This is a genomic window from Pedococcus sp. P2_E5 (assembly GCF_056403895.1).
This window is the reverse complement of sequence record NZ_JBFUEP010000020.1, coordinates 45,981-70,201: the sequence shown is the minus strand read 5'-3', so window position 1 is coordinate 70,201 and position 24,221 is coordinate 45,981. Positions and strand designations below refer to the sequence as shown.

The 24,221-nt window shown below is 70.4% G+C and carries 29 protein-coding genes and 1 tRNA gene; 18 read left to right on the top strand and 12 right to left on the bottom strand.

The features are described 5' to 3' along the window. Positions 1-9: 9 nt before the first annotated feature. The 4 genes from AC1DVZ_RS08785 to pknB are packed head-to-tail and all read left to right on the top strand — an operon-like array spanning position 10 to position 4,734. A complete protein-coding gene (locus AC1DVZ_RS08785) occupies positions 10-171 on the top strand; it encodes a hypothetical protein (RefSeq protein ID WP_477617802.1) in 162 nt (53 codons plus the stop codon). Beyond that, complete coding sequence (locus tag AC1DVZ_RS08780; RefSeq protein ID WP_477617797.1) at positions 168-1,625, top strand: peptidoglycan D,D-transpeptidase FtsI family protein; 1,458 nt, start codon at positions 168-170, stop codon at positions 1,623-1,625. The genes AC1DVZ_RS08785 and AC1DVZ_RS08780 overlap by 4 nt, the downstream gene beginning before the upstream one ends. Continuing rightward, positions 1,622-2,890 carry a serine/threonine-protein kinase gene (locus AC1DVZ_RS08775; RefSeq protein ID WP_477617796.1) on the top strand — a complete coding sequence of 423 codons (1,269 nt, stop codon included), beginning with the start codon at positions 1,622-1,624 and terminating at the stop codon, positions 2,888-2,890. Before AC1DVZ_RS08780 ends, AC1DVZ_RS08775 begins: the two co-directional genes overlap by 4 nt. Further along, positions 2,887-4,734, top strand: coding sequence for a Stk1 family PASTA domain-containing Ser/Thr kinase (gene pknB, locus AC1DVZ_RS08770; protein ID WP_477617795.1), 1,848 nt, complete (start codon positions 2,887-2,889; stop codon positions 4,732-4,734). The genes AC1DVZ_RS08775 and pknB overlap by 4 nt, the downstream gene beginning before the upstream one ends. Before the next feature lie 68 nt (positions 4,735-4,802). Here pknB and AC1DVZ_RS08765 read toward each other — a convergent pair whose 3' ends face one another. The 4 genes from AC1DVZ_RS08765 to AC1DVZ_RS08750 are packed head-to-tail and all read right to left on the bottom strand — an operon-like array spanning position 4,803 to position 7,125. Next, on the bottom strand, positions 4,803-5,459 hold the full coding sequence (locus tag AC1DVZ_RS08765) for an aminodeoxychorismate/anthranilate synthase component II (RefSeq protein WP_477617794.1): 657 nt from the start codon (positions 5,457-5,459) through the stop codon (positions 4,803-4,805). After that, positions 5,456-5,689: a hypothetical protein gene (locus AC1DVZ_RS08760; RefSeq protein ID WP_477617793.1), complete on the bottom strand. Its 234-nt coding sequence runs from the start codon at positions 5,687-5,689 to the stop codon at positions 5,456-5,458. The genes AC1DVZ_RS08765 and AC1DVZ_RS08760 overlap by 4 nt, the downstream gene beginning before the upstream one ends. A 3-nt stretch (positions 5,690-5,692) precedes the next feature. After that, positions 5,693-6,376 (bottom strand): class E sortase, encoded by a 684-nt coding sequence (locus tag AC1DVZ_RS08755; RefSeq protein WP_477617792.1) that lies wholly within the window; start codon positions 6,374-6,376, stop codon positions 5,693-5,695. Then, positions 6,373-7,125: a DUF881 domain-containing protein gene (locus AC1DVZ_RS08750; protein ID WP_477617791.1), complete on the bottom strand. Its 753-nt coding sequence runs from the start codon at positions 7,123-7,125 to the stop codon at positions 6,373-6,375. The genes AC1DVZ_RS08755 and AC1DVZ_RS08750 overlap by 4 nt, the downstream gene beginning before the upstream one ends. Positions 7,126-7,190: 65 nt before the next feature. On the opposite strand from AC1DVZ_RS08750, the gene AC1DVZ_RS08745 reads away from it, so the two are divergent. Beyond that, a complete protein-coding gene (locus tag AC1DVZ_RS08745) occupies positions 7,191-7,439 on the top strand; it encodes a cell division protein CrgA (RefSeq protein ID WP_477617790.1) in 249 nt (82 codons plus the stop codon). A gap of 120 nt (positions 7,440-7,559) precedes the next feature. Here the strand turns inward: AC1DVZ_RS08745 and AC1DVZ_RS08740 are convergent, their stop codons facing one another. Further along, complete coding sequence (locus AC1DVZ_RS08740) at positions 7,560-8,441, bottom strand: rhomboid family intramembrane serine protease (protein WP_477617789.1); 882 nt, start codon at positions 8,439-8,441, stop codon at positions 7,560-7,562. A 39-nt stretch (positions 8,442-8,480) separates the two neighbouring features. Further along, positions 8,481-8,999: a peptidylprolyl isomerase gene (locus AC1DVZ_RS08735; protein WP_457254409.1), complete on the bottom strand. Its 519-nt coding sequence runs from the start codon at positions 8,997-8,999 to the stop codon at positions 8,481-8,483. Between the two features lie 186 nt (positions 9,000-9,185). On the opposite strand from AC1DVZ_RS08735, the gene AC1DVZ_RS08730 reads away from it, so the two are divergent. The 6 genes from AC1DVZ_RS08730 (at position 9,186) to AC1DVZ_RS08705 (ending at position 14,397) form a co-directional block, all read left to right on the top strand. Then, entirely contained in the window at positions 9,186-10,028 is an 843-nt protein-coding gene (locus AC1DVZ_RS08730; protein ID WP_477617788.1) for a hypothetical protein, read from the top strand. A 151-nt stretch (positions 10,029-10,179) separates the two neighbouring features. Beyond that, positions 10,180-10,749 (top strand): MauE/DoxX family redox-associated membrane protein, encoded by a 570-nt coding sequence (locus tag AC1DVZ_RS08725; RefSeq protein WP_477617787.1) that lies wholly within the window; start codon positions 10,180-10,182, stop codon positions 10,747-10,749. Continuing rightward, positions 10,749-11,729, top strand: a complete 981-nt coding sequence (locus AC1DVZ_RS08720; RefSeq protein WP_477617786.1) for a hypothetical protein — start codon at positions 10,749-10,751, stop codon at positions 11,727-11,729. Before AC1DVZ_RS08725 ends, AC1DVZ_RS08720 begins: the two co-directional genes overlap by 1 nt. Before the next feature lie 91 nt (positions 11,730-11,820). Further along, positions 11,821-12,420 carry a hypothetical protein gene (locus AC1DVZ_RS08715; protein ID WP_477617785.1) on the top strand — a complete coding sequence of 200 codons (600 nt, stop codon included), beginning with the start codon at positions 11,821-11,823 and terminating at the stop codon, positions 12,418-12,420. A gap of 19 nt (positions 12,421-12,439) precedes the next feature. Then, on the top strand, positions 12,440-13,000 hold the full coding sequence (locus AC1DVZ_RS08710; protein WP_477617784.1) for a hypothetical protein: 561 nt from the start codon (positions 12,440-12,442) through the stop codon (positions 12,998-13,000). After that, the gene (locus AC1DVZ_RS08705; RefSeq protein ID WP_477617783.1) at positions 12,997-14,397 is read left to right on the top strand and encodes an LGFP repeat-containing protein; all 1,401 of its coding nucleotides are present in this window, start codon (positions 12,997-12,999) and stop codon (positions 14,395-14,397) included. Before AC1DVZ_RS08710 ends, AC1DVZ_RS08705 begins: the two co-directional genes overlap by 4 nt. Here the strand turns inward: AC1DVZ_RS08705 and AC1DVZ_RS08700 are convergent. The 3 genes from AC1DVZ_RS08700 to AC1DVZ_RS08690 form a co-directional block, all read right to left on the bottom strand. Next, complete coding sequence (locus AC1DVZ_RS08700; protein ID WP_477617801.1) at positions 14,387-15,889, bottom strand: selenocysteine-specific translation elongation factor; 1,503 nt, start codon at positions 15,887-15,889, stop codon at positions 14,387-14,389. The two genes, AC1DVZ_RS08705 and AC1DVZ_RS08700, sit on opposite strands and share 11 nt — an antisense overlap. 14 nt (positions 15,890-15,903) lie before the next feature. Then, entirely contained in the window at positions 15,904-17,226 is a 1,323-nt protein-coding gene (gene selA, locus AC1DVZ_RS08695) for an L-seryl-tRNA(Sec) selenium transferase (RefSeq protein ID WP_477617782.1), read from the bottom strand. A 16-nt stretch (positions 17,227-17,242) separates the two neighbouring features. Next, a tRNA-Sec gene (locus AC1DVZ_RS08690) sits at positions 17,243-17,338 on the bottom strand. Between the two features lie 24 nt (positions 17,339-17,362). Here AC1DVZ_RS08690 and selD point away from each other — a divergent pair. The 5 genes from selD (at position 17,363) to AC1DVZ_RS08665 (ending at position 20,200) form a co-directional block, all read left to right on the top strand. Next, positions 17,363-18,379, top strand: coding sequence for a selenide, water dikinase SelD (gene selD, locus AC1DVZ_RS08685; RefSeq protein WP_477617781.1), 1,017 nt, complete (start codon positions 17,363-17,365; stop codon positions 18,377-18,379). Between the two features lie 68 nt (positions 18,380-18,447). Next, a complete protein-coding gene (locus AC1DVZ_RS08680) occupies positions 18,448-18,768 on the top strand; it encodes a hypothetical protein (RefSeq protein WP_477617780.1) in 321 nt (106 codons plus the stop codon). Positions 18,769-18,837: 69 nt separating this feature from the next. Further along, positions 18,838-19,272, top strand: a complete 435-nt coding sequence (locus AC1DVZ_RS08675) for an SRPBCC family protein (RefSeq protein ID WP_477617779.1) — start codon at positions 18,838-18,840, stop codon at positions 19,270-19,272. Positions 19,273-19,362: 90 nt separating this feature from the next. Beyond that, the gene (locus AC1DVZ_RS08670) at positions 19,363-19,545 is read left to right on the top strand and encodes a YegP family protein (RefSeq protein ID WP_477617778.1); all 183 of its coding nucleotides are present in this window, start codon (positions 19,363-19,365) and stop codon (positions 19,543-19,545) included. Between the two features lie 154 nt (positions 19,546-19,699). Further along, positions 19,700-20,200: a hypothetical protein gene (locus AC1DVZ_RS08665; RefSeq protein WP_477617777.1), complete on the top strand. Its 501-nt coding sequence runs from the start codon at positions 19,700-19,702 to the stop codon at positions 20,198-20,200. Positions 20,201-20,281: 81 nt separating this feature from the next. Here the strand turns inward: AC1DVZ_RS08665 and AC1DVZ_RS08660 are convergent, their stop codons facing one another. From AC1DVZ_RS08660 to AC1DVZ_RS08650, 3 genes are all read right to left on the bottom strand, one after another. Further along, positions 20,282-20,497, bottom strand: a complete 216-nt coding sequence (locus tag AC1DVZ_RS08660; protein WP_477617776.1) for a PF20097 family protein — start codon at positions 20,495-20,497, stop codon at positions 20,282-20,284. An 81-nt stretch (positions 20,498-20,578) separates the two neighbouring features. Further along, positions 20,579-20,872, bottom strand: coding sequence for a hypothetical protein (locus AC1DVZ_RS08655; protein WP_477617775.1), 294 nt, complete (start codon positions 20,870-20,872; stop codon positions 20,579-20,581). A gap of 335 nt (positions 20,873-21,207) precedes the next feature. Further along, positions 21,208-21,789: a cupin domain-containing protein gene (locus AC1DVZ_RS08650; protein ID WP_477617774.1), complete on the bottom strand. Its 582-nt coding sequence runs from the start codon at positions 21,787-21,789 to the stop codon at positions 21,208-21,210. Positions 21,790-22,179: 390 nt separating this feature from the next. Here AC1DVZ_RS08650 and AC1DVZ_RS08645 point away from each other — a divergent pair, with 390 nt between their 5' ends. Beyond that, the gene (locus AC1DVZ_RS08645; protein WP_477617773.1) at positions 22,180-22,617 is read left to right on the top strand and encodes a very short patch repair endonuclease; all 438 of its coding nucleotides are present in this window, start codon (positions 22,180-22,182) and stop codon (positions 22,615-22,617) included. A 95-nt stretch (positions 22,618-22,712) separates the two neighbouring features. After that, entirely contained in the window at positions 22,713-24,155 is a 1,443-nt protein-coding gene (locus AC1DVZ_RS08640; protein WP_477617772.1) for a DNA cytosine methyltransferase, read from the top strand. The last annotated feature ends 66 nt before the right edge of the window (positions 24,156-24,221 follow it).

Sequence of the window (24,221 nt, the reverse complement as noted above, 5' to 3'; positions counted from 1 at the left end):
GGCCTGACCATGCCGTTCCTGTCCTACGGAGGCTCCTCCCTGCTCGCCAACTGGACCCTCGTCGCCCTGCTGCTGCGCATCAGCGACGTCGCCCGCCGACCCGTCGATGAGGTCAAGCCCGGTGCGACCTCGTCGGGCGAGGCCAGGACCGAAGTGGTGGCGATCCGATGAACGCCCCCATCCGGCGGCTGTCGACCGTCGTCGCCCTGTTGTTCACGGCGCTGCTGATCTCCTCGACCTACATCTCGTTCGTCCAGGCCAAGGCCCTCCAGGACCGCCCCGAGAACCGTCGCACCCTGTTGGCCAACTACGCCCGCGAGCGCGGCCAGATCCTCGTCGGTGGCACGCCCGTCGCGAAGTCCACGGCCACCAAGGACGAGCTCAAGTGGCTGCGCACCTATCCGCAGGGCGACCTCTACTCGCACATCACCGGCTACTACTCGTTCACCTACGGCGCCGGCGGTGGCGTCGAGGGTGCCGAGAACAGCCTGCTCGCCGGGTCGTCCGACAAGCTCTTCTACCGCCGCGTCTCCGACATCCTCACGGGCAAGGAGCAGACCGGCGCCAGCCTCGAGCTCACCATCAACGCCAAGGCACAGGCCGCGGCCGACAAGGCTCTGGGCGACCAGCGCGGCGCTGTCGTCGCCCTCGACCCCACGACCGGTGAGATCCTCGCCCTCGTCAGCCACCCGGCATACGACCCCTCCGTGCTGAGCAGCCACGACACCGACAAGGTCGTCGCGGCCTGGAAGCAGCTCAACGCCGCCGCCACGCAGCCGATGGTCGACCGCGCCATCGCCGGAAACCTCTATCCACCGGGGTCGACGTTCAAGATCGTCACGGCCGCCGCGGCCCTCGAGTCCGGCAAGTTCACCGAGGAGAGCCAGATCCCGGGCCCGGCGGTGCTCGACCTGCCGCAGACCAGCTCCGACCTGCCCAACGACTTCCAGGGCAACTGCGGAGCCAACAACAAGACCACCCTCACGCACGCCCTCGAGATCTCGTGCAACACCGCGTTCGGGTGGCTGGGCATGCAGGTGGGTGCCGACGACTTCCGCGCCCAGGCGGCGAAGTTCGGGATCGGTGACCGCCTGTCGGTGCCGATGACGGTCACGCCGAGCTCGGTGCCGGCGGAGCTCAACCTGCCCCAGCTCGCGCAGTCCGCGATCGGTCAGTACGACGTGCGCGTCACACCACTGCAGGTCGCGATGATCTCGGCGGCCATCGCCAACAACGGGATCGTGATGCGTCCCCACCTCGTCAAGAAGGTCACCTCCTCCGACCTCGAGGTGATCGACGAGACGCAGCCCGAACAGCTGTCGCAGGCCGTCTCGGCCGACACCGCGGCAGCGCTGACCCGCATGATGGAGGCCGTCGTCCGCAGCGGCACCGGCAGGGCGGCCCAGATCAGCGGGATCGACGTGGCGGGCAAGACCGGCACGGCACAGCACGAAGCCGGCAAGGCTCCCCACGCCTGGTTCACCGGGTTCGCCCCGTCCAGCGACCCCAAGGTCGCGGTCGCGGTCGTCGTCGAGGACGGCGGCAATGCAGGCAACGAAGCCGCGGGCGGCCGGGTCGCCGCACCGATCGCCAAGGCCGTCATGGAAGCGGTGTTGGGCAAGTGAGCCACGAGACCGGCCAGGTGCTGGCCGACCGCTACCGACTCGTCGAGCGCATTGCCCTCGGCGGGATGGGTGAGGTGTGGCGGGCCCACGACGAGACGCTGGATCGCGAGGTCGCCGTCAAGGTCCTCCTCCCCGGCAGCGCCCAGGACGAGGGATTCCTCGAACGCTTCCGCGCCGAGGCACGTCACAGTGGCGGACTGACCCACCCCAACATCGGCACCGTCCACGACTTCGGTGAGGAGGACGGGAGTGCCTTCCTCGTCATGGAGCTCCTGCAGGGCAAACCCCTGTCGACGCTGATCCGCGAGCGCGCGCCCATGCCCCAGGCCGAGGTCACCGAGATCCTCTACCAGGCGGCGCTGGCCCTGCAGGCCGCGCACGAGGCGGACGTGGTCCACCGCGACGTCAAGCCGGCCAACATCGTCGTCGACGCCAACGGGTACGCCAAGCTCACCGACTTCGGCATCGCCCGCGCCCTCAACGAGGCGCCGCTGACCCAGACCGGGGAGGTGCTGGGCACGCCCCACTACCTGGCTCCCGAGCAGGCCAAGGGGGAGGTGGCGGGGCCGTTGAGCGACGTCTACGCCCTGGCCGTCGTCGGCTACGAGATGATCACCGGCCAGCGACCGTTCTCCGGCGACACCCTGGTGACCACTGCCCTCGCGCACATCAGCCAGCCGGCACCACAGCTCTCCGACGACGTCGAGGAACCCCTGCGCACCACGGTCATGGCGGCGCTGGCCAAGGACCCGACCCTGCGACCCCAGAGCGCGGCCGCCTTCGCCGAGGCGCTCAGGCTGCCGCCCGGACAGGTCCCCGCGGACCTGGTCGCCGGCGCGGCCGCGGCCGTCGCACCCTTCATCGTGGGGGTCCCGGCCGACCTCGGACCCGAGGGGACGCTGCCGACGTCGGTCATGCCGACGCCGGCAGCCTCCGGTGCTGACATCACCACCGGACACGACGACACGGACGCGGCGGCGGTGCACGACACGCGCCGGCCGGGGTGGCTGGTCCCCGCCGCGGCGGCGGTCGTCGTGCTCCTCGTCATCATGGTGGCCATCGCCCTGGGCGGTCGAGGAGCCGGAGCGCAGCAGGGCAGCCCCGGTGCCACCACGCCCAGCACTGCCACCACCACCAAACCGTCCACAGCGACCACGACAGCGACGACGACGGCGGGCCGGACCACAACGCCCGCCACCACTGCCGCGCCGAAGACGCCCGCCCACGCGGGCACCGGCAAGGGCAAAGGGGGAAAGAAGAAGTGACTGCACCACGCCTGCTCGGGGGACGCTACGAGGTCGGAGAGCTCCTCGGCCGTGGCGGCATGGCCGAGGTCCACCTGGGTCACGACACGCGGCTCTCGCGACTCGTGGCGATCAAGATGCTGCGCTCGGACCTGGCGCGCGACCCTGCGTTCCTCGCCCGCTTCCGCCGGGAGGCGCAGTCTGCCGCAGGCCTCAACCACGCGTCGATCGTGGCCGTCTACGACTCCGGCGAGGACCACGCCACCGAGACCGGAGGCGCCAGCGTGCCGGTCCCGTTCATCGTCATGGAGCACGTCGAGGGACAGACCCTGCGCGAGCTGCTCAACGACACCTCACCGCTCGCACCGGCCGAGGCCGCGCGGATCACCGAAGGTGTCCTCGACGCCCTCGCCTACAGCCACCGCATGGGCATCGTGCACCGCGACATCAAGCCCGCCAACGTGATGATCGGCCCCCAGGGCCAGATCAAGGTGATGGACTTCGGCATCGCCCGCGCGGTCGCCGACGCCAACGCGACGATGACCCAGACCCAGGCCGTCATCGGCACCGCCCAGTACCTCTCCCCGGAGCAGGCGCAGGGCCACCACGTCGACGCCCGGTCGGACCTGTACTCCACGGGCTGCCTGCTCTTCGAGCTGCTCACCGGGCGGCCGCCGTTCCAGGCCGACTCCCCGGTTGCCATCGCCTACCAGCACGTCGGGCAGCCCCCGCCGCGTCCGTCGACCCTCACCCCCGGCATCGACCACGACCTCGACGCCGTGGTCCTGCACGCCTTGGCCAAGGACCGCGAGTCCCGCTACCAGGACGCCACCGCCTTCCGAGCCGACCTCCAGGCCGCGCGCCTGGGCCGGCCGATCAGCGCGGCCGCCCGTGGCACTGCCGGTGCCGCCGGCAGCGCCGCCGACGCGACCGTTGCCCTCACACCAGCCAGCGTGGCCGCAGCCACCACCGTGCTCCCTGCCGGGGGGACGTATGCCGCGCCGGCGCCGGCGGGGTCCAACACGGCGACCCTGCCCGCCATCGGGCACGACCCCGACGACGAGCCCCGCAAGCGGCGCGGCCTGGCGTACTTCCTGCTCGTCCTCGCCGTGCTCGGTGCCCTGACCCTGATCGGCGTGGCCGGGAAGGCCCTGCTCGACCGGCCCGGGCAGAACCAGGCGAAGGTGGCGGTCCCCTCGGTGATCGACCTGCCCGTCGCAACGGCCGAGGCCAGGATCCGCGCCCTCGGACTGGTGCCCGAGCCCACCGACGTCAACAGCACCAAGGAGGTCGGCACCGTCGTCGACCAGAACCCGAGCGCCAGTGAGATGGTCGCGAGCGGCAGCAAGGTGGGCATCAGCGTGTCGATCGGGCCGAACACCGTCGACCTGCCCGACCTCAAGGGCTTCAGCAAGGAGGAGGCCGCCGCCCAGCTCGCCGACCTCAACCTGAAGGTGGGCACCGTCAAGGAGGTCGACGACACCGGGCTCGACAAGGGCAAGGTCTCGACGACCTCACCGGCTGCCGGCGAGGCGGTGGCGGTCGGCTCGGCCGTCAACCTGAACGTGTCGTCCGGCAAGGTGACGGTCCCCGATGTCGTGGGCAAGACCCGCAACGAGGCGGCCGACCTGCTCGGCGAGCTCGGGCTGAGCGTCAAGACGACCTACGTCGACAGCACCGAGCCGGAGAACACCGTGCTCAAGCAGAGCATCAAGGCCAAGACGAAGGTCAACGACGGCTCCACCATCACCTTGACCATCGCGCAGCCACCGCCCCCGGTGCAGACGCCCACGACCCCACCGACGACGGCGACGACCACGGCGCCCCCCACCCTGCCCACGGGCACGGCGACGACGCTGCCCTAGCGACTCGGCCGAGCGACCCGGCCCTGGCGATCGGCCCCTGGCGTCTCGGCCCCTGGCGTCTCGGCCCCTCAGCCGGCGGCGACGGCTCGAGCCACGCCCTCGGCGTCGCGGACCAGCGGGCTGAGGCCTGCCGAGCGGGCGACCGCGTCGGCCAGGCCGCAGAGGACCAACCAGTTGGCGAGGATGCGGTGCCCGCCCTCGGTGAGCACGCTCTCGGGGTGGAACTGCACGCCGTGCAGAGGCAGGTCACGGTGACGCGCGGCCATGATGATGCCGGACTCGGTGTGCCCGTTGGCGACGAGTGCCTCGGGCACGGTCGCGGGGTCGATGGTGAGCGAGTGGTAGCGCGTGGCCGTGAAGGGGGACGGCAGCCCCACGAGCACTCCCGTGTCGTCGTGCAGGACCCGGGAGGTCTTGCCGTGCAACAGCTCCGGCGCGCGGCCGACCGTCGCCCCGGTCACGACTCCGAGGGCCTGGTGACCGAGGCACACGCCGAGCATCGGCTGCGCGCGCTCCCCACAGGCCTCGATCATCGCCATCGAGACGCCGGCCTCCTCGGGGGTCCCGGGTCCGGGTGAGACCAGCACGCCGTCGAACTCCGCGCCGTCGGCGGGACGGACGGCGTCGTTGCGCACGACCTCGCACTCGGCGCCGAGCTGCTGGAGGTAGCCGACGATGGTGAAGACGAAGCTGTCGTAGTTGTCGACGACGAGGATGCGGGTCATGGGTACTCCTCCGTCATCGGTACAGCTCTGTCACCGGCCTGGACCACGTGGGTGGGCGCACGCAGCGCGGAGTGATCCACCGTGTTCTCGTTGAAGGGCATCAACGGGGCGATGCGTGGGAAGAGCCACAGGAAACAGAAGGCCACCACGAGCAGCACCAGCACGACAGCGAGCAGCACCCGCACCACGAGGGGGCCGGGCAGCGACCGCCAGATCGCGGCATACAGCATCGGTCAGGCTCCCTTCGGGGCGGCGAGGGTGCCGGCAGGCAGGCCCTCGGCGTGGGGGTAGGTCTTCACCAGCTGGGCGAACACGACGTAGCGCTGGGCCGCGCTGTACTTGGGGTGGCAGGCGGTCATCGTCAGCCAGCGCTCGGTGGGCTTCGCGCCCGGCTGGTCGGGGACCGGGGCGATCACCGCGACGTCGCTGGGCGCCACGATCTCGTGCCGCTTCACGGCATACACGCTGTAGGCCGCCTTGGTCTCGACCACGACCAGGTCACCGGTGCGCAGCCTGTCGATGTCGTGGAACGGCCGCCCGTAGGTCGTGCGGTGCCCGGCGATCGCGAAGTTGCCGACCGCCCCGGGAACGGCGGTCCCGTCGTAGTGGCCGATGCCGTCCTGGAGGATGTCGCGAGTGGTGCCCTCGAGGAGAGGGCGTGCGTAGTGCGCCCCGAGGCGCGGGATCCGCACGATGGCGAACGCCGCACCGAACGGGACGGCCTTCGGTTGCTCACCGGGCCTGGTCGGCGCCGCCGCCGCGAAGTCGCGGGTCAGCGTCGAGACGGTCGCGTCCTGGGTGCGGTTGGCGGTGACATCGGTCCACCAGAGCTGCCAGCCGACGAAGAGGAGCAGCAGCAGCCCAGCCGTGACCATGAGGTCCCCGGCGACACCGAGGATCCAGCGGGCGACCCTCATCGGCGGGCCCGGGCGCGCTGGAGGTTGATCGAGCCGGCATAGGCGGGGAAGGTCTGCTGCACGCTCGTCCTCACGTCGTATCCCACGCCGACCTCGCCCACCCACTGTCGGTAGATGGACACCGACGGGCTGCGCTCCAGCGCTGTCTTGAGGTTGGACTGGTTACCCATGGCGGAGATGACGTAGGGAGGGGAGTAGACCCGGCCCTGGAGGATGAGGGTGTTGCCGACGCAGCGGACCGCGCTGGTGGAGATGATTCGCTGGTCCATCAGCATCATCGCCTCGGCTCCGCCCTCCCAGAGCGCGTTGACGACGGCCTGGACGTCCTGCTGGTGCACGACGTAGTCGTCGACCGAGAACCCGTCGGGCAGCACCGAGGGCACGTTCTTGGCATCGGTGAGCGACACCTGCACCGTGGGACCGGCCACGGCCTGGGTGCCGGCGGCCAGCGTCAGCTTGTCCGCCTCGGTGGTCAGCTGGGTGACGCGCAGGTCGCCCGGGGCCTGCTGGGCCGAGAGCCGGTCCACCTCGGCACGCAGCTGCGCGAGGCGGCCCGCGAGGACGGTGTTCTGGCGGGTCTGGTTGCGGATCAGGCCCGGCAGGTCACCACCCGAGGAGCGCAGGTCGGTGCCCTGGGCCGTGGCCGCACTCAGGGCGAAGAGCATTCCTGCGACCAGCGCCACCAGCGGAACCACGGCCGACCAGAGCGTGGGGCGACGCGTCAGCCACGTCAGCCGCTGGTCCGCCATGGCACTACGCTATGCCACACGTCGCGACGGTTGACGCTGCCGTCCGAGTTTCGAGGAGTGTTCCCGTGCCTGAGTCCAAGGGTCGCGCCAAGCGCGCTTACACCCCGCCGAGCAAGCCTGCCAAGGCCAAGGTCGGCAACCCGCCCTGGTTCGTGCCGGTGATGCTGACGCTCATGGTCGTCGGCCTCCTGTGGATCGTCGTCTTCTACATCACCAGTCAGCGCTTCCCGGTGGAGTCGCTCGGCCGCTGGAACCTCGGCATCGGCTTCGGCCTGATGCTCTCGGGGTTCGCCATGACGACCCGCTGGCGCTGACCAGAGTCGCTCGCGTCAGTCGCCTGACCCAGGAGTCGTCAGACCCAAGAGTTATCCACAGGGTTGTGCACAGCTGGGGACAAATGACAGGCGTGTAATACCCGCCCGAGGCGCCCTGGTTCAGCCGAGGAGCGCAGTCGGCGACGCGGCATACTTCGCGATCGCGACGGCCACCACGACGAGCAGCACCAGGGCCACTCCCGGCCACTGCCAGCCGCGGCGCTCGCGTGAGGACGTCGCCGCGATCACGCCGGCGACGGCGGCACCGGTGAGCAGACCGCCCAGGTGGGCCTGCCAGGCGATCCCGGGCACGACGAAGCCGATCACGGCGTTGATCCCGATCGTCGCGTACATGCCGGCCGAGGACCGACCCAGGTGCCGGTTGAGCACCAGGAGCGCGCCGAACAGGCCGAAGACCGCCCCCGACGCACCGACGGCGCCGATGTACCAGGAGCTCGGGTCCGACCCGTCGAAGGGCACGGCCGGGGACAGCAGCAGGTAGCAGGACGAGCCGCCGATCGCACTGACGAGGTAGACCGCCGCATAGCGAACGCCCCCGAGCAGCCGCTCGAGGTACTGCGCCCCCACCATCCACAGCGCCAGCATGTTGAACAGGATGTGCGTGATCGTCGCGTGGGCGAATGCCGAGGTGAGGAACCGCCACGGCTCGTGCGCGCCGAGGTACGGCACGAAGGAGATGTCGCCGCTCAGTCTCGGCTGAGCCGTCTGCAGCACGAAGACCAGGACGCAGATCGCCATGATCGCGTAGGACACCACGGGGGTGTCGCTCACGTTGCCGCCGAAGACGGTCCGCGTGGTGCGGACCGTCTTGGCCTGCTGCTTCACGCAGTCGACGCACTGGACGCCGACCGCGGCCGGTCGCTGGCACTCGGGACAGACCGGCCGCGCGCAGCGTTGGCAGCGCACGTAGGAGACCCGGTCGGGGTGCCGCGGGCAGACCGGTGTCGTCTGCTGTTGCGGGTATGCCGTGGGCTCACTCATGCGCGGACCTTGCCTTCGAGGGGTGGTGCCGGGTCGACGTCAGTCGTTGACGACGACCGACTCGATGACAACGTCCTCGACCGGCTTGTCATTCGCACCGGTGCGAACTGCTGCGATCTTGTCGACGACCTCGCGGCTCGGTCCGTCGGCCACCTCACCGAAGATGGTGTGCTTGCCCTGCAGCCAGGCGGCGTTGCCGACCGTGATGAAGAACTGCGACCCGTTGGTCCCCTTGCCCATCCGCTTGCCGGCGTTGGCCATGGCGAGCATGTAGGGCTTGGTGAAGTCCTTGTCGGGGCTGATCTCGTCGTCGAAGGTGTAGCCCGGGCCGCCGAAGCCCTGCCCGAGCGGGCACCCGCCCTGGATCATGAACCCGGGGATGATGCGGTGGAACACCAGGCCGTCGAAGAACGGCGTGGGGTTGGATCGGCCGGCGTCGTCGCGGTACTCCTGCTCGCCCTTGGCCAGTCCCACGAAGTTCTTGACGGTCTTCGGGGCGTGGTCGGGGAACAGCGTGACGTTGATGTCGCCGTGGTTGGTCTTGAGGGTGACGTCCATGTCGGCCATCCTTCCATGCGGGGTCCGGTGAGATGGCCTTCAGTACCCCCGCGGGCTTGCTCACCAGCGGAAACAAGGCAGGATGGGTCGGGAGAAGTCGTCCGTCCGGTCGTCCCGCAGAGCCCTCAGCGGCCCTGGTTCGCCGACCGGTCGGAGTCCATCACACGCCAAGTCACAGGAGGCACGGTGTTCCGCACCAAGACCAAGACTGAGCAGGCCAGCGAGGCTGTCAGCAGCTCCGCGCAGAGCGCGGCCGACTACGCAGCAGCCCTCAAGGAGCGCGTCGGTCCGGCCGCCGAGGTGGCCAGGGAACGCGCCGCCCAGGCCAAGGACTGGAGCAAGCCGCACGTCGAGCACGGCATCGAGGCGGCCCGTGAGTGGGCCAAGCCGCGCGTCGACCACGGCATCGAGGTGGCCGCCCCCAAGCTGCAGGGTGCGGTCGAGGGGCTGGCCCCCAAGGTCGACACCGCCCGCGACACCATCGTCGACACGCTGCTGCCCAGGGTCGCCGAGGCGATCGCAGCCGTGGCCGCTGCGTCCGCCGCCGCCAAGTCGGCCGCCACCGAGACGGCTGACCGCTCCTCGGACGCCTACTCGGTGCTCAAGGGCGACGCCGTGGCGAAGCCGCGCAAGCGCAAGGGCAAGATCCTGCTGTTCCTCGGGCTGGCCGCCGCTGCCGCAGCCGCCCTCGCCGCGTTCAAGAAGTCGGCACCGCGCGAGGACCCGTGGGCGACGCCGCTCGACGACCCCTACACCGCGCCGACGGCGGGCCGCGACTCCAGCGTCAGCACGACCAGCAAGGTCGCCAGCCTGACCGACGCCGCCAAGGACAAGGCCAGCAGCGCTGCCGAGGCGGTCAAGGACAAGGCCGCTGAGGCCAAGGACAAGGCCACCGACGCCGCGTCCGACGCCAAGGACAAGGTCACGAGCAAGGGTCGGCACACTGCCGCCCAGGCCGCCGACGGGGTCTCGGACGCCGCCGACGAGGTGTCCGACGCCGCGCAGGACGCCAAGGACAAGGTCGACTGACCCCTCCCCCCGTGGTGTGCAGCAACCTTTGCTAGCAAAGGTTGGTGGAAGGTGGACAGGTTGCAACCTGTCCACCTTTTGCTTTCCTTTGCTAGCAAAGGTTGCTTGCGCGTGCGGTGGCGGGTGGACGCGGACGGTAACGTGGGCGCGGATGTGGAACTGGGTTGCGGGACCGTTCCTCGCTGCGGCGGGGCTCCTCGTGCTGGCCGGGGTCCCCAAGGTCCGCGATCCGCTTCCCCTCGTGCGGGCGCTGCGCGCAGCAGGTATGCCGGCCGGTCGCCTTCTGGTCCGCGCCTTCGCGATCGTCGAGATCGCCGTCGGCGGCTGGGCCCTGGTCGCTCCCGGACGGCTCAGCGCGGCCCTGGTGGCTGCGGCATACCTCGTCTTCACGGCGTTCGTCGTTCGCGTGCTCACGCGCGGTGGGGTGCTCGGTTCGTGCGGCTGTTTCGGCAAGCCGGACACCCCGGCGACGCGCACCCATGCCACGCTGACCGGCCTCGCGGCCGTCACCGCCCTGGCGGTCGCCATCGACCCACCCGTGGGTGCCTGGTCTGCGCTGGACGCGGCCGGCCTCACGACCCTCGGGCTCGCTACCGTGATCGGGTTCCTGGCCTGGCAGCTGATGGCCGTCCTCCCGACCACGTCCCCCGCCGCCGTCCGCAGCGCCGTCCGCAGCACCGTCCCCCGACCTCCCGCGTCTGACCAGGAGAAGCTGACCTGATGCTCGCCGTCGTGATCGCCGAAGCCGTGGCCGTCGTGCTGCTCGGTGTGCTCGTCCTCGGGCTGCTGCGCAGTCACGCCCTCATCCTCAAGGCCCTGCACGAGCTCGGCGCCGGGCTCGAGCTGGAGCGCGAAGCCGGCACTGGTGTCACCACCGCCACCACCGGGGGCAAGCCGGGTCCCGTGCCTGTCGAGCTCGAGGCGGGCGTCGTGCAGGCGACCCGCAAGGACTCCACGACGGCCCACGACATCATCGGCACCGACCTCGACAGGGTGGAGCAGCGCGTCACCGTCACCACCGCTGGTTCGAGGACGTTGCTGGCCTTCCTCACCAGCGGGTGCAGCGTGTGCCAGACGTTCTGGGACGAGTTCCAGGGCTCGGTGGACGTTCCCGGCGACGGCGACCTGCGGATCATCGCCAAGGGCTCGGCCGAGGAGTCGATCTCGAGCCTGCGCACCCTGGCCGGCGACCGCGACGTCATCCAGTCCTCCGGTGCGTGGGTCGACTACGACATCCCCGGCTCGCCGTACTTCGTGTACGTCGAGGGTGGGGTGGTCACCGGTGAGGGTTCGGCGAGCACGTGGCCGCAGGTCCGCGACCTGATGGCCCAGGGCGTCGCCGACAACGACGAGGCACGCGCGGCAGCCGGCCGCTCCGGTCCCGGGCTGCTCGTCGGCACCGAGGTCGGCAGTGACATCGGACGGGGCGAGCGCGACAGCCTGCCCAGGATGGACGCCGAGCTGCTGRCCGCCGGCATCGGTCCGGGCGATCCGAGCCTGCACCGCTCGCCGGACACCGAGCCGGTTCCCGATGCCGACCTCGGGCTCCACGACCACGCGGGTCACGACCACGAGCATGACCACGCCGACCACGCCGACCACGCGGGTCACGACCACGAGCACGACCACCAGCACGGCCATGCCGGCCATGCCGGCCATGCGCACGACATCCACGACGCTCACGACCAGCACCGCCACTGACATGTCCGTGACCGTGCTCGCCCTGGCACTGGGTCTCCCGATGGCCGCGGTCGCCGCCGTCCGGGCGACCTGGTCCCCTTGAGGCGAGTCGATGCTCTCGAGCATCAGCCCGCTCGGCGAGCGGGCCCGCAACTCCCGCTGGTGGCTGACCACCGCGGCATACCTCCTCGGGTCGCTGGCCGGGGGACTCGCGATGGGTGGCCTCGCCGGTGCCCTCGGCTCCGCCCTGCCCGATGCGGTGCGCACCTCGGGCTGGACCCTGGTCGTGGTCGCGGTCCTGCTGCTGGCGGGGCTGGGGTTCGACCTGCGCGGCGCCCAGTCGTTGCCGTCCTGGCGACGGCAGGTCGACGTGGCCTGGCTGACCCGCTACCGCGGCTGGGTCTACGGCGTGGGCTTCGGCGCGCAGCTCGGTTTCGGTCTGGTCACCATCATCACCAGCGCGACCACGTATGCCGTGGTGCTGCTGGCCGCCCTCACCGGTCACCTCGGCGCGGGGCTGGCGGTGGGGGCGACGTTCGGGGTGGTCAGGGCGCTGCCCTCGCTGCTGATGGCGCGAGTCGAGGACCGCGACGACCTGCACCGGGTCTTCGTCCGCGTCGAGCAATGGACAAATCCGGCAGCAGTCCTCGCTAAGGTGGCTCTGGGAGGAGCGGCCGCGATCCTGCTGGCCGCCGCCGCGTCTGGGAGTTGACTCTTGGGAGTTGAGAGCAGTGGCTGACAACTACGGTTTGCGGGTCGATGCGCCCCACGGCTGGCAGGTGTCCGTGACCCGCAGGCCCGGTGCCGAGCCGGCCCCAGCCACGCCCACGAGCGCCCGCAGCGCCGCAGCTCCCGAGACGCCCGAGCACCCCCAGGCCCTCCAGAGCGCTCAGGCGGACGTGACCCGAGCCGTGCTGCACGCCTGCACCCGGCCGATGCCCGCCGAGCGCGGCGACTTCGGCAGCAACGTCGTGGACCTGCTGGGTCCGGACGACGTCTTCGTGGCGCTGGTCGACTACGGCGCCGAGGTCGCCGACCACGGGCTGTTCGAGAACCAGGGCATGCCGCGCCTGGCGCCCTCCCAGTTCGGTCCCAACCGGCTCCAGCGCCCCCTGCCGGGGATGAGCGCCTCGCAGCACTTCTTCAGCTCGGGCGGGCGGGCCTTCTGCCTGTTCACCGTCGTGGGCAGCCACGCCCGACGGATGGCCTCGGTGCCACGCGCCGCGGCCCTGGTCGCCACGATCCGGATCACCGACCGGGCCACCCTCACCAGACAGGGAGGACGACCATGAGCACCCTGGACGACCTCAATGCCGGGCCCGGCGGGATGGCCGGTTTCGTGGGCACCCTGGCCCGGCGGCTGCGTCCGGTGTCACGCCGCGACGTGCTCGTCGGCGCCACCGTTGCCGCCACCGCGCTCGCCACGAAACCCAGGCAGTACGCCCTCACTCCCGTCGCGGCATACGCCACCATCTGCGGGCCGGGCAACACTGCGGGCAGCGGGTGGACGGTCTTCTGCGCGACCATCAACAAGGGCGTCAACACCTGCCCGCCAGGCAGTTTCGCCGCGGGGTGGTGGAAGGCCGCCGACTCGTCGTGGTGTGGGGGCGGCTACCGCTACATCGTCGACTGCAACGCCACCTGCTCGAAGTGCACGACCGGCTGCAGCGACAACATGTGCGACTCCAGGTGCTGGAGCTGTTCGTGCGGCACCGGGTCGTCGGCGACCTGCGACCAGCGACGCGTCTGCTGCAACGCGTTCCGCTACGGCCAGTGCAACACCCAGGTCAAGTGCAGCGGCGGCGTCCACTGTCGCGTGGTGAGCTGCGTGGCGCCCTACAAGTGGGAGAACTGCACCACCACGTCCTTGGTCGACAACCGCACGAGCGAGCACAGCGCTCCGAGCCTGCCGAAGTGGAGCCCGCTGTCAGCCAAGTACAGGGCCATGGGGGAGCAGGGATCGTTCCTCAGGGCGTCGATCGGACCACAGCGCGCCGTGGGCGACGGTCGCGGACAGTACATCGCCTATCAGGGCGGCCGCATCTGGTGGAGCTCGAAGACCGGTGCACGGTCGATGACGTCGTGGGTGAACTCGGTCTATGTCGGCGACGGGGGGCCCAGGGGTCACTTGGGCTACCCGTTCTCCGATCTGTTCACCGGACTCACGGGGGGTGGCTGGATCCAGGCGTTCGAGAACGGCGCCGTCGTCGACAGCTCCGCGACGTCGACCCAGATCGTCTGGGGATGGCGTTGGTCCGTCTGGAAGAACGCCGGCCGCGAGACCGGAGTCCTCGGCTACCCCATCGGCCCCTTCCAAGACCTGGGCGGGGGCGCGTGGATCCAACGCTTCCAGAAGGGCGCCATCGTCGACTCCGCATCGACGTCGACCCAGCTGGTGACCGGAGCCATCTACGACGCCTGGTACCTCGCGGACCGGTACGTGGGACCGCTGAAGTACCCCACGACCGCGGCGGTGGCGACGGCACGCGGGTCGACTCAGGGCTTCCAGGGAGGCGAGATCTGGGGGCTGAACGGAGCGAAGGCCTATGACGTCTACGGCAACGTCCTCACCGAGTGGAAGCAGGCGGGTGGCGCGACGGGCGGCTACGGATACCCGGTGAGCCGCACCCTGGCGGACGGTGGCGGACGGCTGTCCTGCACGTTCGAGGGCGGCACCATCACGGCGTGACCGGTTGCCGCCCGGCCTGCGCCGGGCGCACCTCCCGACGCCCGTCCGCCAGGCGTCGCGTCACCATCGCGGTGTCGAGGCGTTCCAACAGGGGTACCGCCACACGCCTCGATGTCCCCAACGCCCTGGTGGCGTCGCCCACGGCGAACGGCTGCGGCAGTCGGCGCACGACCTCCTCGGCGACCCCGACGGCGTCACCGGCCAGGACCACCCCACCCAGACGCACGATCTCGCCGCGCTCGGCGGCGTCGGCCAGATCGCGGGCGGTGAGCGCCCACCCCTCCAGCTGGTCACGCGACGGGGCCCCCATCGGGTGGGCTGCCAACCAACCCCTCAGTGCCCGTATGCCGTCAGGTGCCCTCGGGTCGTCCGTCCCGGTCGCTGCCTCCTCCAGTGCGGCGGCGCCCGGCTCGGCGGAGGCCTGCGGGTGTGGGTGGCGGCTCTCGCGTCGAGTGGGTGGGTCCACCACGACCACCTCGACGCCGGCGAGCACCTCGCGCAGACCGGGGTCACGCAGCACCGCTCGGTCGCCGGGGACGAGTGGGACGGGCCGAGGCAACCGCAGCCGGACGCGTCCGTCGGTGAGCCGTTGGGTGCGGACGGGCAGGGCAGCCGTGCCCACGTGCAGGGTGAGGCTCCTCGGGAGCCGCGCCTCGTCGCCTGGCCCGGTCACGGCGCCTGGCCCGGTCACGTCGATGACGGTCGTCGAGGGGGGCCACGCGGGGTCCAGCAGCGCATCGCCGCGGGAGACGTCGGCGGCAGCCACACTCCTCAGGTTGATCGCCACCCGGGCCGGGCCGGTCACCGCCTCCACCTGCTCGCCGCAGGACTGCAGGCCGCGGGCGGTGACCTGTCGACCGCGCAGGACGAGGACGTCGCCCACCCCGATCGTCCCGGCCTCGAGCGTTCCGGTGACGACGGTCCCGGCGCCCCGGATCGTGAAGGACCGGTCCACCCACAGCCGCACGGGCGACCCGGCGTCGGGTTGTCCCGCAGGCGCAGCCGCGGCCAGGCGGCCCAGGGCTGCTCGCAGGTCGGTCAGCCCCTCGCCGGTCAGGCCGGACACGAGGACGGTCTCCGCGACGGGGACCCCCATGGAGCCGAAGCGGGAGACCGCCTCACGGGCGGCTGCCTCGCCGGGGGTGAGGTCGCACCTGGTCACGACGAGCAGGACCTGGGCGATGCCGAGTGCCGCGATCGCCCGGGCGTGCTCCTGCGACTGTGGACACCATCCGTCGTCGGCCGCCACGACGAACATCACCGCCGTGACCGGACCGAGGCCCGCGAGCATGTTGCCCGTGAAGTGCTCGTGACCCGGCACGTCGACGAGGCTGACCCGGCGCCCGTCGACCTCGGTCCAGGCATAGCCGAGGTCGATCGTCAGCCCGCGTCGGCGTTCCTCCGCCCAGCGGTCCGGTTCCTGCCCGGTGAGCAGGCGGACCAGGGTCGACTTCCCGTGGTCGACGTGACCTGCCGTCGCGATGACGGCCATCAGGGCCACACCCGCTAACCGGCGACGTCGCGGATCGCCTGTGCCACCGACGGATCCGCGGACTCGGGGATGCAACGCAGGTCGACCAGGCACTGCCCCCGCTCGACCCGTGCGAGCACGGGACGGGCCTGGAGGCGCAAGGCCGCGGCATACCCCTCGGGGAGGGCAAGCGCCCACCCGGGGAGGGTGTGGCCCGGGGCACCGCCGCCACCGACGACGCCGTCGGCGGGGACCGTCGTGGCCAGGCCCACGGGCAAGGCGACGACGAGTGCGTCGCAGCGGGATCGAAGTCGCTCGGGGTCCGCCTCGAGGGCGTCCCACACCGGGGCACGTGGACCGCGCAGGGTGGCTTCGAGTGCGGCCAGCGTCGTCTTGTCGGCGCGGACCGCCCGGGCCAGGGGGTGGCGGCGCAACCGGGTCACGGTGTCGGCTCGGCCGAGGACGAGCCCGGCCTGGGGGCCGCCGAGCAGCTTGTCACCGCTGCAGGTCACGACCGCCGCGCCGTCGGCCAGGGAGCGCGCCGCGTCGGGTTCGTCGGGCAGCAGGCGGTGCGGTCGCAGCAGGCCGCTGCCGATGTCGTGCACCACCGGCGGGCCCAGGGCGACGAGGTCCGCCACCGGGACGGAGGAGGTGAACCCCTCGACCCGGAAGTTGCTGGGGTGCACCTTGAGGATGCAGCCGGTGTCCGGGCCGATGGCGGTCTCGTAGTCGGCCAGGGTCGTGCGGTTCGTCGTGCCCACCTCGCGCAGGCGGGCGCCGGCACTCGCGATGAGGTCGGGCAGCCGGAAGCCGTCGCCGATCTCGACCATCTCTCCGCGACTGACGACGACCTCGCGTCCGGCAGCCAGGGCCGTGGTGGCCAGGACCAGCGCCGCCGCCCCGTTGTTGACCACCAGTGCGGCCTCGGCCTCGGGCAGCACCTCGAGGATCGCGGCGATGGTGCCACGGCCCCTGGTCGAGCGCTGACCGGTCGCCAGGTCGAGCTCGACGTCGACGGTGCCTGCGGCCGCTGTCATCGCCTCGACGGCGGCCTCCGACAGCGGCGCCCGACCCAGGTTGGTGTGGATCACGACGCCGGTCGCGTTGAGGACGGGGCGCAGCGTCGTGGACCGGGCCGGCAGGGCCGCGAGCGCCGCCGCAGCGACCTGGTCTGGCGCGATGCCCCCGGCCCGCGCCTCGTCCTGGGCGGCCCGGACGGCGGCCCGCACCGTGTCGCGGCCGAACCGCGAAATCGCCTGTGCCACAGCTGGTTCCGCAAGGACACTGTCCGTGCGCGGCACGAGGCGACGGGGGTCCGGGTCGTGACTGGGTTCGCGACTGGACTGCGGCTGCGGCATACGACCTCCTGTCCCTTGGCGGAGGCGGACGGGAATCGAACCCGCCCAGCCGAGGTGCTCGGCTGCACCGGTTTTGAAGACCGGGAGGGCCACCAGGCGCCTGTACGCCTCCGCTGGCGAGGCTAGCGTAGGAACCGTGACCCATCCGAGCGTGCACCCGAGGCTCACCGACCCGCGCGAGCCCGTGCGGCTGACGCAGTATGCCGCGGGCGGCGGCTGTGCCTGCAAGATCCCGCCGGGCGAGCTCGAGGAGGTCGTGCGCGGGCTCGGGGGGCAGAGCTCGCCCGAGCTGCTCGTCGGCCTCGACGACGGCGACGACGGTGCGGTCATCCGGGTCTCGGACGGCACGGCCGTGATCAGCACCGCCGACTTCTTCACGCCGGTGGTCGACGACGCCTACGACTTCGGGCGGATCGTCGCCGCCAACGCGCTGTCGGACGTCTACGCGATGGGTGGGCGACCGGTGCTGGCGATCAACCTGGTCGGCTGGCCGCGGTCGGTGCTGCCGCTCGAGCTGCTCCGTGAGGTGCTGCGCGGTGGTCTCGACGTGGCCGCGCAGGCGGGCTGCCCCGTGGCAGGAGGGCACAGCATCGACGACCCCGAGCCCAAGTACGGCATGGCCGTGACCGGGATCGCTGACCCGAATCGGTTGCTGCGCAACGACTCAGCGCGCGCCCGGCTACCCATCTCGCTCACCAAGCCGATCGGTGTCGGAGTGCTCAACAACCGCCACAAGGCCACCGGAGAGGTGTTTCCCCAGGCCATCGCCTCGATGGTCGCGCTCAACGACACGGCGAGCGCGGCGGCACTGGCGGCAGGGGTGGAGGCGGCGACCGACGTCACCGGGTTCGGGTTGCTGGGCCACCTGTTCAAGCTCCTCCGCGCCTCAGGGGTGGGGGCCGTGCTGGACCTGGCGGCCGTGCCGGTGCTCGACGGCGCGTGGGAGGCCCTGCGCGCAGGCTTCGTCAGCGGGGGCACCCGGCGCAACCTCGAGTGGGTGCTCCCGCACCTCGACGGCGGAGCCTCCGAGGAGGTGCTGCTCATGCTGGCGGACGCCCAGACCAGCGGGGGCCTGCTCGTCGTCGGCGAGGTGCCGGGAGCGCCGGTCATCGGGCACACCGTGGCGGGGCCCCCGCGGATCGAGATCCGCTGAACGCGATCTGCTGAGCGCGATTCACTGAACGCCTTGTGAGTGAGTGCGGTTCGGCGCACGCTGGGGTCATGGCCAGGTACGAGCTCATCGCGCACACCCGGGCCGGACAGCCACACGGGCGTCCGGTCTTCGTCACGGCGGACAGCCCGGGCGAGGCGGTGATGCTCGGCGCTCCGACACTGCGCCGCGTCATCGAGCGCGACCACGTCCACGCCGACCTGTATGCCGTGTACCGCCACCGCCGGGTCCGCGGGCGCCGACTCGTGGGGGCCTTCTCACCCGACGGTCCGGAGTTCGGGACAGCAGGGGTCCGCGAACCCCGGCGCCCGCTCCCCGCGCCGCCGAGCCTGCGCGCGGAGGCCGAGCTGCCGGCATACCCGGACAACTGAGTCAGGGCACTCCTCGGGCGGGCTCGCAGGCAGTAGCGTGTGCCCACTTCACTTCCCCCGGAGGCCACCATGCCGCAGTTCGCCCACACGCTGTCCGTCAGCGCCCCACCGTCAGCCATCTTCGCGATCGTCGACGACTTCACCAAGACCCCGCAGTGGCTGTCCCGCTGCACCGGGATCGACAAGCTCGACGAGGGCGGCAACGACGTCGGCACGCGGCTGAAGTACCACTACGACGACGGTCGCCGCAGCGGCACGATGGACGGCCAGATCATCGCGCGCGAGCCCGATCGGCACTTCGCGATGAAGTTCACCGACAAGATGATGGACGTGACGGTCGACTTCGTGGCCGCCTCCGACGGGGTGGGCTCCACGCTCACCCACTCGATCGACATCGCCACCAAGGGATTCGGCAAGGTCTTCACCCCCCTCATCAAGCGCGACCTGCCCAAGCAGACCATGGACGCCATGACCAAGCTCAAGGCGATGGCGGAGGCCTCCTGAGCTTGCCCCGAGAAGGGGTGCACGCGGCATACCTGCGGGCCTAGGCTGCAAGACGTTCGCTGGTGTCGGACCACTCACGGAGGTGCACTGATGGCGGGGAAGTTCGAGCTCTACCAGGACAAGGCCGGCAAGTACCGCTTCCGGCTCAAGGCCGGCAACGGCCAGGTCATCGCCACCGGCGAGGCCTACGAGACGAAGGCGGCGGCGCAGAGCGGCATCGCCTCCGTGCAGAACAGCGCCCCGGGCGCCCCCACCGTCGAGGTCGACAGCTAGACGTCGAGGTCGGCGGGCTGCGGCCCGTTCCATCGACCTGGCCCCGCGCTGCACCGATTTCGGTATGCCGCGCGGGGCCACGGCGTTTGCGTGGGCGGTGCGCTCCTGCGTTCGCCGGAGTTGCGGACGGCACTGATGCCGCGAGGATGGCCCGGTGAGCGGGGAGCAGTGGAGGGCCTGGACGGCTCGCGTCGCCGTCGTGGTGGCGGGGGTGGTGGTCTTCGTCGCGCTGTCGCGGCTCTGGACGTTCGCCAACACCGACGACCCCGACCTGGTCGAGAACGGCGCCATCGCCCGGGTCGCGGCCAGCGCGTGTGCACGGATGCGCGACACGGCGTCGGCTGCCGCAGTGGCCACGACCGCGCCGATCGCGCAGCGGGTCGGCGCCATCAACGCCCAGAACGACGCCGTCGTCGAGCTCGTCACCACGATGAACGGGCTCGGACACGGGCGGCTCGAGGCCGACCAGCCCGCGGCCCAGTGGCTCGAGGACTGGCAGCGGCTGGTGTCGGCGCGCGATGCCTACGCGCGCTCGCTGGCTGCCGGCAAGCCCACGCCGATGGCACGGCCGACGATCGGGGGCCAAGGACTGGTCGAGCGTCTCAACAACGTGGGCCTGAACTGCCGGGTTCCGCTGGTGCTGCTCGCTCCCTAGCTTTCCCGCACTTCTGGCCACTGGTGCGGCACTCGCGGCCCGAAATGCGCTTCGGATGCCATATCGCTGGCCAGAAGTGGCTCAGCGCACGGGTGGGATGACGACCGTTCCGCACTGTTCGCAGCGGAAGGCGGGGGCGCTGTGGTTGAAGAAGCCCCTTGTCAGCAGGGTGCCGGTGAGGTCACCGGCCAGTCCGCGCGCCTGCTTGAACTTCACGCCGGGCGAGCGCCCCACGACGACGCCTTCGCTCATGTCCGGCGTCGAGCAGGTCGGGCAGTCAGATGAAGTGCGTGTCACCAGTCAGATGATGCACCACGCGAGCACCCAGGGTGCGGGTTCGGTCGTTGACCGAAACCGACAGAGCGCAGGTGGCGCCGACTACGCGTGGGCGAGGATCTGGGTGACGGCCCGGTTGATGACGTCGAGTCCTTCGCGGGTGACCGTCGGGCCGCCGCTGGTGGCGGTGGCGCGGTTGTGACAGGCGGCGCCCCACGGGAGTCCTGCCTGCTTGGCCAGGGCGCGACCCATGGCCGGCACGGTCCCGACCTTGACGCCGCACCGCACCGCGGCCTTCTCGAAGACGTCCAGGGGCAGCTGGACTCCCTCGCCGACGGGCTGCGTGGGAACGCCGAGCTGCCGGCAGAGGCGGTCGACCTGCTCCTGTTCGGACACGCCACCGCGAGTGCCGCTGCCGTTCAGGCCGGGGAATGCGCGATCGTCATCACCGAGACAGGAAGAGCACCATGCAGGGTTCATTCCATGTCGGCAGTCATCGCTCATGTGCTAACTGTACGTCCCCTGAGAGGCTCCGCCGTCCGCGCCGAACTGAGCGCCTGGGTGGCGCCCCTCGAATGACGACCTGGAGGGCCCATCAGCGGCTCTGACTCCGTCTCCATCGGCACTTCTGGCCACCCATGTGGGGTGCGGCGCCAGAAACAGGCCGGCCACGCGGCATACCCGGCCAGAAGTGGCGGGCAGATGACGCCGACCCCGTTCGTCGCTGACACCTATCGCGGCACCGGGGACCTCTGCATCGGCTCGGCGCTGTACCTGGGGTACCAGCCCCGGTAGCCGACGCGCCGCCCCACGACCGCGAGAGGCCCGAAGATCGCGTTCTGAACGGCAGCCGGGGGGCGAGCCAGCCGCACTTCGTCGCGGTACTCCCGAAGGATCACTGCCATGCTGAGAAGGTTCGGCAGACCCTTGCTGTTGGTCTTGCCGTCCTTCGCCAGACCGAAGAACGTCTCGAAGAACATCTCGGTGCGCAAGGCAGGCGCGAGCTGGAGCAGGACGTGCGCGTCCTCATGGCTGTCGTTCCACCACGTGTGCGGCTTTCCCACCGGCACCTCGGCCCATTCGCCGACACCGAGCGTGGTCTCCTCGTCGTCCACCCGGAGCTTGATGCTGCCGGCCAGGACGCCGAACCTCTCCTGCTGGTTCGGGTGCACATGGGCCGCTGCGGGATGCCCCCCGGGGCGGGCGAACAGGTCACCCTCGACCAGCTCGCCGTTCGTGTCCCTGGCGACTTGTCGCCACACCAGGCGCTCGCCAGTGACCGGGTGTTCGAGCTCGTCGCCGGATCTCGCCACGATTGCCTCCCTCTGCCAGCAACGACGATTTTGAATGTATCGCTCACGCATCGTCGAGCACTAGCAGCCAGATCCGGTCGACTCGGCCAACGCCCAGGTCACCCTGCTTGCGTCGAGACGGCCGGCCAGCTGCTGCACAAGAATGGCGAAGGCCCTGCGCGGCATTACCGGTGGGCCTTGGTCGTGGGTCTTGCGAAATCGTGGGTGAGCCAAGGGGACTCGAACCCCTAACCCCCTGCTTGCAAAGTCGGCGCGAGGTCGTCGGAACCCCTCATGTGTGCCTGGCAAGCGCCGGGGATCTGCCACTAACAGCCTCGATCGCGGGTCCCGTTGCAGCATTCGCTGCAGTACTGGTCGCAGGACCAGGCGCGACATCGTAGGGTTGGCTTGGTGGCGGAGCAGTGGGTCAGCACGCGCGCCGGCTCCCACCTGGCTGGGCGGCGTAAGGAGAGCACCGCGCCGGAGGTACTTCTGCGCAAGGCGGTGCATGCCGCTGGGGGGCGATTCCGCCTACATCCTCGAATCGCCAAGGGATGCACACCCGATTTCGTGCTGCCGAAAAGACGCGTCGCGGTGTTCGTCGACGGCTGCTTCTGGCACGGGTGCCCCGAGCACGGCCGTAGCACCCCATGGACGGGGCCGAACGCGGCCCTGTGGACTGAGAAGATGCGCCGCAACGCCGAACGCGACCGCCGGTCAACTCAGCTCGCCGAGGACAAGGGATGGCTCGTCGTCCGCGTGTGGGAGTGCCAAGTTCGCGGAGGCTCCGCCGAAGTTGCAGCCGAGATCCTTGGTGCGCACCGGCTCGGACACTCGTCCCCTGGATGAGTCGCACCGGTCGCACGGCCCCGTACAGCGGGTGCACCGCGATTCGCGTACCCCGGTGCTAGCTTTCTCCGTGCTAAGCTGTTAAGCTTTCGCACATGGGTTCGAGCTCGCATGGCCGCCAACAGCAGCGGTCCCCCTTCACGTACGTGGACCTTTTTGCCGGAATCGGGGGCTTTCACGCGGTGCTCGATCACGCGGGTGGCCGATGCGTCTACGTGTCCGAGATCGACCGCGAGGCCCGCCAGACCTATGTCCACAACTGGGTAGACCCACTTCCAGAACAGTTCCAACCGCAGGTCAACACTGACATCACCCTGGACACACCAGAGGACGGGGCCGTGAACGTCCCAGCCCACGATGTCCTTGCCGCCGGCTTCCCCTGCCAGCCCTTCTCCAAGTCCGGTTATCAGCGCGGCATGGAGGAGGCCCGCGGCACGCTGTTCTGGAACATTGCCCGGATCCTGGAGGAGCGCTCTCCTGCGGTCGTGCTCTTGGAGAACGTGCGCAACTTGGCTGGTCCTCGCCACCGTCACGAGTGGGACGTCATCATCCAGACGCTGCGCGAACTCGGCTACCGCGTTTCGTCGACCCCGTCAGTGTTTTCACCGCACTTCTTACCCCCGTCCATGGGTGGCACGCCGCAGGTGCGTGACCGCGTATTCATCCTGGGCACCTACGTTGGACCTGAACGGGCGATGGCCGAGGTGGACGTGCCGCCAACCGTCGTACGTGGCCCGGTGTCCGGTTGGAACGTGCAGGACTGGGACGTCGACTGGATCCTCGATGACGACTCCTCCATCCCGAACCTGTCCAAGTACCAGCTCACGGCCGACGAGACCGAGTGGATCAACGTCTGGGACGACTTGGTGCAGCGCATGTGGTCGGCTCGGGGCACGCGTCTCCCGGGCTTCCCTCTATGGGCCGATGCTTGGATCCCCGAACGCGGCCTTGACCCCATAGAGCTCGACGCCCTGCCGCGATGGAAGGCCGACTTCCTCGTCAAGAACGCGCGGTTCTACGACGAGCACCGCGACATCATTAAGGCTTGGAAGAGGGCAAACCCTAGGTTTGCGAAGTTCCCTGAATCGCGCCGCAAGCTGGAGTGGCAGGCGCAGGACACCGGCTCGCTGTGGGACACAGTCATGCACTTCCGGCCCTCAGGTATCCGTGCCAAGGCTCCAACCTACTTGCCGGCGCTTGTTGCCATCACTCAGACGTCAATCGTCGGGAGCCGTGCTCGCAGGTTGACGCCCCACGAGGCCACTCGTCTCCAAGGCTTCCGGCGCTCATTCTCCTTCGGAGGGCAGCGGGACCAGGCGTCGTACAAGCAGGTGGGGAACGGAGTGGCGGTAGGGGCAGCTTGGCATGTCTTTCGCACACACGTCGAGCAGAGTGCTCCGGATCTACCCAGCCGACTCGTCAAGGCTGTCCTGAGCGCCACCATGAGCCCGAGCGGTGATGCTTTGTCTCCCGCCGCGCACCTACACGAGTCGACCATGTCCGCAGGCCGCACGGTGCTTACCCAGCGCGTGGGCTAGTTCGTGGGCAGGGGACGTGTCCTCATCGGTTGTTTCGAGGACATAGAGGACACAGGTAGTTAGGGT